This window comes from Bradyrhizobium sp. LA6.1, assembly GCF_040547805.1.
GTDB lineage: Bacteria > Pseudomonadota > Alphaproteobacteria > Rhizobiales > Xanthobacteraceae > Bradyrhizobium > Bradyrhizobium barranii.
The window spans coordinates 553,317-564,364 of the sequence record NZ_JBEPQK010000005.1 but is presented as its reverse complement, the minus strand read 5'-3'; the positions used below and the strand labels follow the sequence as shown (position 1 = coordinate 564,364).

Sequence of the window (11,048 nt, the reverse complement as noted above, 5' to 3'; positions counted from 1 at the left end):
CGACCGGGCATCGGCTTCCACAGCCGGTGCCCGTTCAAATTGACCTCGTCGGCACTCTCGCATAGATCGTTTGCCAACCCGTGCGAGGGACCATGCGGTTTTTGACGACCTTCCAGATTGCTGACTTCGCGGACACGCTGGTCAGCCTGTTCACGGCCTTCGTGCTGGGCACGCTGATCGGCGCCGAGCGGCAGTACCGCCAGCGCACCGCGGGCCTGCGCACCAACGTGCTGGTCGCGGTCGGCGCCGCCGCCTTCGTCGATCTCGCCATGCATCTGACCGGCGCCGACGGCGCAGTCCGCGTGATCTCCTATGTCGTATCCGGCATCGGCTTCCTCGGCGCCGGCGTCATCATGAAGCAGGGCATGGACGTGCGCGGGCTCAACACCGCGGCGACGCTGTGGGCCTCCGCCGCGGTCGGCTCCTGTGCCGGCGCCGACATGGTCGCGCAGGCGGCCGCGCTGACCGTGTTCGTCATCGCCGGCAACACCATGCTGCGCCCGCTGGTCAACGCCATCAACCGCATTCCGCTGAACGAGAAGGCCTCGGAGGCGACCTACTATTTCAAGCTCGCCGTCGCGGCCGACGCCTTGCCCGACATGCGCGACCGGCTCGTTGAAAAGCTGGAGGCCGCGAAATATCCGGTGGCCGATATCGACGTGGTTGAGATCGGGGATGATATTCTCGAGGTCGTCACAAAGCTGGTTGCGACCGCGGTCGATCCGAACGAGCTGAACGCGGTGGCGACCGATCTCCAGCACCTGCCGGGCGTGCGCCACGCCACCTGGGAGGTTAACACCTCAGACTGAGCGCGGCGTTTTGGCGTGCGAAGGCACGGTTCCCGCCTCGTCCGGCACGGAACCGCAGTCGGGCAAGTTCGTTGATCCCGCGGATAAAGGCGGTGATCGACATGCCCGGCCCAAATGACAAGCGCAGACTGAAACGCGACCTGATGATCGCCTGCTCGCTGTTCGCAGCAGGCGTCGTGGTGTCAGGCCTCTCGCTGGCGCAGATCCGGGCCGAGAGCCGGACGCAGACGGCGCAGGCGACGCAACCGCTCCAAGGCACGCCATCCGGCGATCAGGACAAGACGCCCGCGGAAGCCAAGCCCGGCGGCGACCGGCCGACCACGCCGGCCCCCGAGCCCGCGCGCCCCGACCCGCAGACTCAGGGCGCGGCGACCAAGCCGGCACTGCCGGCGGCGCCCGCGGAGAAGATCGCGCCGCCGATCAAGGAGAGGTAGCCCGGCGGCCGGCGCATTGTGACGCGCATTTGATCTCGCCTCGGCAGACGGCCCGATCCATAATCTGTCGCGCCAACGACAGATGGGGCCTCCCATGAAGATCGAAGACGTCCGCCGCACCGCTTATTCGATGCCGCTTACCAACCCGGCATTCCCGCCGGGGCCATATCGCTTCTTCGACCGCGAATATTTCATCATCACCTACAGGACCGATCCCGAAGCCCTCGCCGCCATCGTGCCCGAGCCGCTCGAGGTGGCGGAGCCGGTGGTGAAATACGAATTCATTCGCATGCCCGACTCGACCGGATTCGGCGATTACACCGAAACCGGGCAGGTGATTCCGGTTCGCTTCAAGGGCGAGGAGGGCGGCTACACCCACGCGATGTATCTGGACGACGAGGCCCCGATCGCCGGTGGCCGCGAGCTGTGGGGCTTTCCGAAGAAGCTCGCAAGGCCCAAGATCGAGATCGAGAGCGACGTCCTGGTCGGTTCGCTGCATTACGGCTCGGTCCTCTGTGCTTCGGCCACGATGGGTTACAAGCACCGCAAGGTCGACCACGACATGGTGCTGAAATCGATGGCGGCGCCGAACTTCATCCTGAAGATCATCCCGCATGTCGACGGCAGCCCGCGGATCTGCGAGCTGGTGCGGTTTCATCTCGACGACGTCGTGCTGAAGGAAGCTTGGACCGGCCCTGCCGCGCTCGGCCTGTTTCCCCACGCACTCTGCGACGTCGCCCGCCTTCCGGTGCGCGAGGTGGTCTCGGCGCTGCATTTCAAAGCGGACCTGACGCTCGGGCTCGGTAGCGTGGCGTTCGATTACTTGGCGAAATAGGTCGGCAAAAAGAAATGCCCGGCACAAGGCCGGGCATCGCTATCAACTGGAAGCGCTGAGAGGTCAACGCACCAGGACATTCCGGAACTGCCAGGGATCGCTCGTGTCGATGTCTTCCGGGAACAGTCCCGGACGATCCGTCAGCGGCGTCCAGTCGGTGTAGAAACCCTTCACCGGGCCGAGATACGGCAGCTGGATCTCCAGCAGACGATCGAAATCCATCTCGTCGGCTTCGACGATGCCTTCGTTCGGGTTTTCCAGCGCCCACACCATGCCGCCGAGCACGGCGGAGGTCACCTGCAGGCCGGTGGCGTTCTGATAGGGCGCGAGTTGGCGGGTCTCTTCGATGGAGAGCTGCGAGCCGTACCAATAGGCATTGTTGTCGTGGCCGAACAGCAGCACGCCGAGCTCGTCGATGCCGTCGACGATCTCGTTCTCATCGAGGATGTGGTGCTTTTCCTGCATCTTCGCGGCACGGCCGAACATTTCGTGCAGCGACAGCACGGCATCGTCGGCCGGATGGTAGGCGTAGTGGCAGGTCGGCCGGTAGACCGACGTGCCCGATGCGTCGCGCACCGTGAAGTAATCGGAGATCGAGATCGACTCGTTGTGGGTGACGAGGAAGCCGTACTGCGCGCCGCGGGTCGGGCACCAGGTGCGCACGCGCGTGTTGGCACCGGGCTGCATCAGATAGATGGCTGCGCCGCAGCCGGCTTCGTGGGTCCGCGCATTCTCGGGCATCCATTTTTCATGGGTGCCCCAGCCGAGTTCGGACGGCTGCACGCCTTCCGACAGGAAACCTTCCACCGACCAGGTGTTGACGAAGACGTCAGGCTCTTTCGGCGACTTGGAGCGCTGGGTGTCGCGTTCGGCGATGTGGATGCCCTTGATGCCGGCCTGCCGCATCAGGTCCGCCCACTCGGCCTTGGTCTTCGGCTTGGGGGCATTGAGCTTCAGATCGGCGGCGACGTTGAGCAGCGCCTGCTTGACGAAAAAGGAGACCATGCCGGGATTGGCGCCACAGCAGGAGACGGCCGTCGTCGAGCCCGCCGGGCGCGCCTTCTTGGCGGCCAGCGTCACTTCGCGAAGCGCGTAGTTGGAACGCGCTTCCGGGCCCTTCGAGGAATCGAAATAGAAGCCGAGCCAGGGCTCGTTGACGGTGTCGATATAGAGAGCGCCGAGCTCGTTGCAGAGCTCCATGATGTCGGTCGAGCCGGTATCGACCGAGAGATTGACGCAAAAACCCTGGCCGCCGCCTTCGGTGAGCAGCGGGGTCAGCAACTCCCGGTAATTGTCCCGGGTCACGGCCTTCTGGATGAAGCGGACGTTCTGCTTCTCGCAATGCGCCTTGCGGCCCTCGTCCTTGGGATCGATCACGGTGACGCGCGACTTGTCATAATCGAGATGCCGCTCGATCATCGGCAGCGTGCCTTTGCCGATGGAGCCGAAGCCGACCATGACGATGGGACCAGTGATCTTCGCGTAGATCTGCGAGGGGTGGCTCATGGGATGGTTTCTCCGGAACGTGCTGGCAGACAAAGGGTGGGGGGTGGATCAGGCGCTGCGGCGCTTGGCGGTGACTTCGATCTCGACCTTCATCTCGGGCTTGGCGAGGGCGGAGACGACAAGCAGCGTCGCAGCCGGCCTGATGTCGCCGAGAACCTCGCCGCAGACGGCGAAGTGGGCATCGATGTAGCTGGCGTCGGTGACGTAGTAGGTCGCACGGACGATATCGGCCATCTCGAATCCGCCCTCCTTCAGGGCGGCTTCGATGGTCTTGAAGCAGTTGCGTGACTGGCTCGTGACATCTGATTGCATCGTCATCGTCGTGTAGTCATAGCCGGTGGTTCCGGCGACGAAGGCGAACTCGCCGTCGATCACGGCGCGGCTGTAGCCGACGGTCTTCTCGAGGGGAGAGCCGGTGGAGATCAGGCGACGGGACATGGTCGTGGGCCTCGACTGAAGGGGGTGTTTGGCGGGTTAAAGGGCGTTTCTCAGGCTCGCGCAACCCTAAAGGAATGGGCACGCGCGGGCGTCGCCGCGGAATGCGGCTTAAGTCGTCGCCATCATGGCAATCCCTTAGGCCGCGTGCGCCTGGAGGGCGCGAACTACCCTCCGTTTGGGCAGGGCCGCGCCGGTCGGGACGATCATCCCCTCAACGCCATCCAGCGCACCGGCCTGGAATTCGATCGCCAGCAGGCGATCGCGCTCGAACGGGCCGGGCAGCATCAATGCGCCGGTCTTCTCGGGTGAGAAGCCGAAGCGGGCGTAGTAGGGGGCATCGCCGAGCAGGATCACGGCGGCATGCCCGCGTGCCCGGGCGGCGGCCAGCGCTTGATGCATCAGCGCGGCGCCGATCCCGAGCTCGCGGAAGGCAGGGTCCACCGCCAGCGGTCCGAGGACCAAAGCGGGTCTGCCTCCGGCGCTGACGTGCCACAGCCGCACGGTTCCCACGAGTGTCCTCTCGCGCACAGCCGACAGGGCAAGGCCTGCGGCAGGTGCACGTCCGTCGCGCAGGCGCTGGCAGGTGCGATCATGGCGGTTCTCGCCAAAGCTTGCATCCAGCAGCGCTTCACGGGCGGCGACGTCGGCAGCACGTTCCGCACGGATCGCGAACGGAGCGGCTTTCGAAGTGAGGGCGACTTGTGGCTTCCGAAAAGCAGTCATGGCGCGTCAGTCCCCGCTTGAGCCGACGTGCGCGCGGCACGCCGGTCCAAGGCGTCGTCAGAATGGCAATGTCAGGGAAGGAGCCGGCAAGCCGGCTCCCGGGTTCGTCAGGCCTCGGAAAAGAGAGGCTGTTTAGATGTGGTAGGTCTTCAGCGGCGGGATGCCGTTGAACGCCACCGCCGAGTAGGTCGACGTATAGGCCCCGGTGCCTTCGATCAGCAGCTTGTCGCCGATCTCGAGCGTGACGGGAAGCGGATACGGGCTCTTCTCGTACAGCACGTCGGCGCTGTCGCAGGTCGGGCCGGCGAGCACACACGGGGTCATGTCCGCGCCGTCATGCGGGGTGCGGATGGCGTAGCGGATCGACTCGTCCATCGTCTCGGCGAGACCGCCGAACTTGCCGATGTCCAGGTATACCCAGCGCACCTCGTCCTCGTCGCTCTTCTTCGAGATGAGCACGACTTCGGATTCGATGATGCCGGCATTGCCCACCATGCCGCGACCCGGCTCGATGATGGTCTCCGGAATCTGGTTGCCGAAGTGCTTGCGCAGCGCGCGGAAGATCGAGCGGCCGTAGGTGACCACCGGCGGCACGTCCTTCAGGTACTTGGTCGGGAAGCCGCCGCCCATGTTGACCATGGAGAGGTTGATGCCGCGCTCGGCGCAGTCGCGGAACACCTGCGAGGCCATCGCCAGCGCACGGTCCCACGCCTTCACCTTGCGCTGCTGCGAGCCGACATGGAAGGAGATGCCGCACGGCTCCAGGCCCAGGCGCTTGGCAACGTCGAGCACGTCGACAGCCATTTCCGGGTCGCAGCCGAACTTGCGCGACAGCGGCCATTCGGCGCCGGCGCAGTCATAGAGGATGCGGCAGAACACCTTCGCGCCGGGAGCGGCACGGGCGACCTTCTCGACCTCAGGAACGCAGTCGACCGCGAACAGCCGGATGCCGAGCGCGAAGGCGCGCGCGATGTCGCGCTCCTTCTTGATCGTGTTGCCGAAGGAGATGCGGTCGGGCGTCGCACCCGCGGCCAGCGCCATTTCGATCTCGGCGACCGTCGCGGTGTCGAAGCAGGAGCCCATGGACGCCAGCAGCGAGAGCACTTCCGGCGCCGGGTTCGCCTTGACGGCATAGAACACGCGGCTGTCGGGCAGCGCCTTGGCAAAGGTCTGGTAATTGTCGCGCACGACCTCGAGGTCGACGACGAGGCAAGGCTCGGTGTCCCGGCCCTCGCTGCGGCGGGTGCGCAGGAATTCCTGAATACGTTCGGTCATAGCACTCTCCCAAACGGCCCAGCGACGGGGATCCGTTCAAAAAATGACGTCGGATAAGAGCGCTCCGGCCAGATCGCGCGATGGAGGCGCGACGAGCCAAAGACTCAAACCAGACTGTGCTGCCGTGGATTGGTTGGGATTGTTCCCGCCCGCACACCTGGCAATGAAGGACAAGCCTTTTCAGTAGCCCGCGCCGGCGTTGGACTGCCGGTAGAGACCAAAAAAGCCCGATCCGTCGTTGCTTTAAGTCGCGTCCCCCGTTGAGAGCGGGGTGCGCCGGTTCGCCTCCGGCTGCCAGTCACGGTTGCAAAAAGTGAAGTCACCTTCGACATGGCATCTCTTTGAGAGAGATGCTGGACGCTCCGGGTTTGCTTCCTCGTCCGACCTTTCGGTCTCGCGACTTCCGCACTTCCGAAGAGCCCCTCGGCTTCTTCACCCCTTGGCGGCTGTCCGGCCTCTTGTCCGGATACCTACCGACTGACACACGACCACAGGCACGTGCGAAATTGGGCAAGAGCGCACATAAGCGTTTTGACTCAGCTTCGCAAGAATTTTTTTAGGCTGAGGACAGAATTGCCTAACATCTGCTTGCGCAGTGTTGCGCGAGCGACGCGGAAGATGAACGCGCGTTAAGTTTTCTCAGCCGTGCGCGCGTCTTGCGCGCGCGAGGAAGCGTCAGCGGCGCTTCGTGAACGGCTCGACGCGCTGAGCCGCGCGGATGAACGCGGTCATCACGAGCACGCCGAGCGCGAACAGCACAGCCTGCAGGATGTGCGTGCCCTGATCACCGAGCCCGAACAGGATCGCGAGCGCCCAGCCGCCGGCGAACGCGGCGCCGAACACCTCGGCGCCGATCAGGATGGCCGCGCTGACGACAGTGATGACGCTTGGCCAGACGATCTGACGGGAAGATGAGGCAGGCGCGTTCATGAGCTTTGGGGTCCGTAGCTTCGAGGGCCGCAATCTCCCCGAAAAGGCGGCCGGGAGCAAGGGCAAATGGCCCAAAAAAGCCCCATCGCGTGCTATAGCTGACCCCAACAATCGAGCCACAAAAACCGGGACTTGCGATGTCAGACCCCCGCCAAACCACGGACCCCGAGACCAACCCGCTGCTGAAGGCCTGGGTGACGCCGTTTGCGACCCCGCCCTTCGACGAGGTCAAGCCCGAGCACTTTCTGCCGGCCTTCGAGCAGGCCTTCGCCGATCACTCCGCCGAGATCGCGGCGATCACCAACGATCCGGCGGCCGCCGACTTCGCCAACACCATCACGGCGCTGGAGCGCTCCGGCAAGCTCCTCACCAAGGTCGCGGCGGTCTTCTACGACCTCGTCTCGGCGCATTCCAACCCGGCCATCCTGGAGATCGACAAGGAGGTCTCCTTGCGGATGGCGCGGCACTGGAATCCGATCATGATGAACGCCGTGCTGTTTGGTCGCATCGCCCATCTGCACGAGAACCGCGCCGGTCTTGGTCTTTCGCCCGAGCAGCTCCGCCTGCTGGAGCGCACCTACACCCGCTTCCACCGTTCCGGCGCCGGCCTCTCCGAAGAGGCCAAGGCGCGGATGGCGGAGATCAACGAGAAGCTCGCCCAACTCGGCACCGGCTTTAGCCACCACCTGCTTGGCGACGAGCAGGAGTGGTTCATGGAGTTGGGGGAGGCCGACCGCGAGGGCCTGCCGGAGAGCTTCGTCGCAGCCGCCAAGGCTGCGGCGGAAGAGCGCGGCATGGACGGCAAGGCCATCGTCACGCTGTCGCGCTCCTCGACCGAGCCGTTCCTGAAGAGCTCGGCCCGCCGCGACCTGCGCGAGAAGGTCTACAAGGCCTTCACGGCGCGCGGCGACAACGGCAATGCCAACGACAACAACGGCACCATCGTCGAGATCCTGCAACTGCGCGAGGAGAGCGCCAAGCTTCTGGGCTATCCGACCTTCGCCGCCTACCGGCTCGAGGATTCCATGGCCAAGACGCCGGATGCGGTGCGCGGCCTGCTGGAGCGGGTCTGGAAGCCGGCGCGTGCGCGTGCGCTCTCCGACCGCGACGAGATGCAGGCGCTGATCACGGAAGAGGGCGGCAATTTCAAGCTCGCGCCCTGGGACTGGCGCTTCTATGCCGAAAAACTCCGCCTCCAGCGCGCCAATTTCGACGACGCCGCGATCAAGCCGTATCTTACGCTCGATCACATGATCGCCGCCGCCTTCGACTGCGCCACCCGCCTGTTCGGCATCACCTTCGAGGAGCGCAAGGACGTGCCGGCCTGGCACCCGGATGTAAGGGTCTGGGAGGTAAAGGGGCCGGACGGCAAGCACAAGGCGCTGTTCTACGGCGACTACTATGCCCGGCCGTCGAAGCGCTCCGGCGCCTGGATGACCTCGCTGCGCGACCAGCAGAAGCTCGACGGCGAGATCGCGCCGCTCGTCATCAATGTCTGCAACTTCGCCAAGGGCGCGAACGGCGAGCCCTCGCTGCTGTCGCCCGACGATGCCCGGACCCTGTTCCATGAGTTCGGCCACGGCCTGCACGGCATGCTCTCCAATGTGACCTATCCGTCACTGTCGGGCACCGCCGTGTTCACCGACTTCGTCGAGCTGCCCTCCCAGCTCTACGAGCACTGGCAGGAGCGGCCCGAGGTGCTGCAGCAGTTCGCCCGCCACTACCAGACCGGCGAGCCGCTGCCGGACGACCTGCTCCAGCGCTTCCTCGCCGCACGAAAGTTCAACCAGGGCTTTGCCACGGTCGAGTTCGTCTCCTCGGCGCTGGTCGATCTCGAATTCCACACCCAGCCGGCTTCCGCCGCGCAGGATGTTCGCGCCTTCGAGAAGAAGGAGCTTGAGAAGATCGGCATGCCCGAGGAGATCTCGCTGCGCCACCGGCCCACACAGTTCGGCCACATCTTCTCCGGCGACCATTATGCCTCCGGTTACTACAGCTACATGTGGTCGGAGGTGATGGACGCCGACGCCTTCGGCGCCTTCGAGGAAGCCGGCGACATCTTCGATCCTGCGGTGGCAAAACGCCTGCACGACGACATCTACTCCTCGGGCGGATCGGTCGATCCCGAGGCCGCCTATGAGGCCTTCCGCGGCCGTCCGCCGGAGCCCGACGCGCTGCTGCGCCGGCGCGGCCTGCTCGATGGCGCGAAGGCGGCCTGATGGGCATGCGTGCCCTGTTCGGCCTGTTGCTCGCCGCTGCGATGACGTTCGCAGCGGGCGCGGCGAGAGCGCATCCGCATGTCTGGATCACCGCGACCAGCGAGCTGCTCTACGCCGCCGACGGCTCGATCACCGGCGTCCGCCACGCCTGGACCTTTGATGACATGTTCTCGGCCTATGCCCTGCAGGGGCTCGAGAGCAAGACCAAGGGCGCCTATACGCGCGAGGAGCTGGGGCCGCTGGCGCAGACCAATGTCGAGTCGCTGAAGGAATACGCCTACTTCACCTTCGCGCGAGGCGACGGCAAGAAGGAGCGTTTTAACGAGCCGGTCGACTACTTCCTCGACTACAAGGATACCGTGCTGACCCTGCACTTCACGCTGCCGCTGAAGAACCCGGTCAAGCCCAAGCAGCTGGTGCTCGAAGTGTTCGACCGCTCCTATTTCATCGACTTCCAGATGGCCAAGGACAATCCGGTCAAGCTGGTCGGCGCGCCCGCCGGCTGCCAGATGAAGCTCGATCGGCCCAGCGACGGCTCCGCCACCGCGCAGAAGCTCAACGAGCAGACCTTCCTGAACGGTGAGAACTCGAATTTCGGCATGATGTTCGCCAACAAGATCACGGTGGATTGCCCTTGATCGGTCGTCTTCGTTCCCCGCTTGTGCGCGGGCTTCTGGCCTGTGCGGCCGTGCTCCTTGTTGTGAGCGTGGCGGACGCCGCGCTTCACGATCTCCTCGCGCAAAATCCGTTCGGCGCACCGCGCGCGGCGCAGGCGGCCGAGCCGGAGGCCAGCGGCGTCATCGGCTGGCTGTTGGCAAAGCAGTCGGAATTCTATCGCCAGATGTCGGCGACCATCCGCGCCGCCAAGTCCGACGGCTCGGCGGTGTGGACGCTGCTCTTCATCTCCTTTGCCTATGGCATCTTCCACGCCGCCGGCCCCGGCCACGGCAAGGCGGTGATCGCCTCCTATCTCGTCGCCAACCGCGAGACCGCGCGGCGCGGCATCGCGCTGTCGTTTGCCTCGGCGCTGATGCAGTCGCTGGTGGCGATCCTGATCGTCGGCATCTCGGCCTGGGTGCTGAACGCGACCGCCAAGACCATGTGCAAGGCGGAAGGCGCAATCGAGATCGCGAGCTACGGCCTGATCGCGCTGTTCGGCCTGCGGCTGGTCTGGGTCAAGGGCCGCACGTTCATCCGCGCGCTGCAGGCGGTCCAGCCGGTGCCGGCGATCGCCGGCGTGCCGCATGACCATCATGATCACGGCCATCACCATGATGTCCATGATCATCATGACCACGATCACGGTCATGATCACCATCATCACGACCATGGTCACGCCCACGCCCACGCCCATCACCACCACGGGCACGACCACGTCCATGACGAGCATTGCGGCCATTCCCACGGTCCCACGCCGAGCGAGCTTGCCGGTCCCGGCGGCTGGAGGCGCGGGTTCGCTGCGATCCTGACCGTCGGCATCCGGCCCTGCTCGGGCGCGATCCTGGTGCTGGTGTTCGCGCTTGCGCAGGGCCTGTTCTGGGCCGGCATCGCCGCGACCTTGCTGATGGGGCTCGGCACCGCCATTACGGTCGCGGCCATCGCCGTCGTCGCCGTCTCCGCCAAGGACATCGCCGCCCGCCTCAGCGCCGGGCGCGACGGCGGCGGTGCGCTGTTCATGCGCGGCATCGAATTCGGCGCCGCCGGCCTCGTGCTGCTGTTCGGCGCGGGCCTGCTGTTCGGCTACATCGCCGCCGAACGGACGACGTGTTTCTAGGCCCAGCTCTCCTGCCCCGGACGCAGCGCAGCGTCCCTTCGACGGTGCGCTGCTGAGCCGGGGCCCATCTCTCCGTAAATTAACGTGTAGCCTTCTGGGTCCCGG

At 65.3% G+C, this 11,048-nt stretch carries 11 protein-coding genes; 6 read left to right on the top strand and 5 right to left on the bottom strand.

Annotated features, from left to right (window positions below; all coding sequences use genetic code 11):
* Positions 1-92 precede the first annotated feature (92 nt).
* The 3 genes from ABIB99_RS16525 to ABIB99_RS16515 all read left to right on the top strand — a co-directional run bounded on the left by ABIB99_RS16525 (position 93) and on the right by ABIB99_RS16515 (position 2,078).
* Complete coding sequence (locus ABIB99_RS16525; protein WP_354176632.1) at positions 93-809, top strand: MgtC/SapB family protein; 717 nt, start codon at positions 93-95, stop codon at positions 807-809.
* Between the two features lie 101 nt (positions 810-910).
* The gene (locus ABIB99_RS16520; protein ID WP_354176630.1) at positions 911-1,243 is read left to right on the top strand and encodes a hypothetical protein; all 333 of its coding nucleotides are present in this window, start codon (positions 911-913) and stop codon (positions 1,241-1,243) included.
* 94 nt (positions 1,244-1,337) lie between these two features.
* Positions 1,338-2,078: an acetoacetate decarboxylase gene (locus ABIB99_RS16515; RefSeq protein WP_063985719.1), complete on the top strand. Its 741-nt coding sequence runs from the start codon at positions 1,338-1,340 to the stop codon at positions 2,076-2,078.
* Between the two features lie 63 nt (positions 2,079-2,141).
* Here the strand turns inward: ABIB99_RS16515 and ABIB99_RS16510 are convergent, their stop codons facing one another.
* The 5 genes from ABIB99_RS16510 to ABIB99_RS16490 form a co-directional block, all read right to left on the bottom strand.
* Entirely contained in the window at positions 2,142-3,584 is a 1,443-nt protein-coding gene (locus ABIB99_RS16510; RefSeq protein WP_354176629.1) for a homospermidine synthase, read from the bottom strand.
* Positions 3,585-3,632: 48 nt separating this feature from the next.
* Positions 3,633-4,022, bottom strand: coding sequence for a RidA family protein (locus ABIB99_RS16505; protein ID WP_354176628.1), 390 nt, complete (start codon positions 4,020-4,022; stop codon positions 3,633-3,635).
* A gap of 135 nt (positions 4,023-4,157) precedes the next feature.
* Positions 4,158-4,745, bottom strand: coding sequence for a GNAT family N-acetyltransferase (locus ABIB99_RS16500; protein WP_354176626.1), 588 nt, complete (start codon positions 4,743-4,745; stop codon positions 4,158-4,160).
* A gap of 132 nt (positions 4,746-4,877) precedes the next feature.
* A complete protein-coding gene (locus ABIB99_RS16495; protein WP_354176625.1) occupies positions 4,878-6,020 on the bottom strand; it encodes a type III PLP-dependent enzyme in 1,143 nt (380 codons plus the stop codon).
* Positions 6,021-6,695: 675 nt separating this feature from the next.
* The gene (locus tag ABIB99_RS16490; protein WP_041954176.1) at positions 6,696-6,950 is read right to left on the bottom strand and encodes a hypothetical protein; all 255 of its coding nucleotides are present in this window, start codon (positions 6,948-6,950) and stop codon (positions 6,696-6,698) included.
* Between the two features lie 137 nt (positions 6,951-7,087).
* Here ABIB99_RS16490 and ABIB99_RS16485 point away from each other — a divergent pair, with 137 nt between their 5' ends.
* The 3 genes from ABIB99_RS16485 to ABIB99_RS16475 are packed head-to-tail and all read left to right on the top strand — an operon-like array spanning position 7,088 to position 10,943.
* Positions 7,088-9,169, top strand: a complete 2,082-nt coding sequence (locus ABIB99_RS16485; RefSeq protein WP_354176623.1) for a M3 family metallopeptidase — start codon at positions 7,088-7,090, stop codon at positions 9,167-9,169.
* Positions 9,169-9,807 (top strand): DUF1007 family protein, encoded by a 639-nt coding sequence (locus ABIB99_RS16480; RefSeq protein ID WP_354120758.1) that lies wholly within the window; start codon positions 9,169-9,171, stop codon positions 9,805-9,807. The genes ABIB99_RS16485 and ABIB99_RS16480 overlap by 1 nt, the downstream gene beginning before the upstream one ends.
* Positions 9,798-10,943, top strand: coding sequence for a nickel/cobalt transporter (locus ABIB99_RS16475; protein WP_354176621.1), 1,146 nt, complete (start codon positions 9,798-9,800; stop codon positions 10,941-10,943). The genes ABIB99_RS16480 and ABIB99_RS16475 overlap by 10 nt, the downstream gene beginning before the upstream one ends.
* The last annotated feature ends 105 nt before the right edge of the window (positions 10,944-11,048 follow it).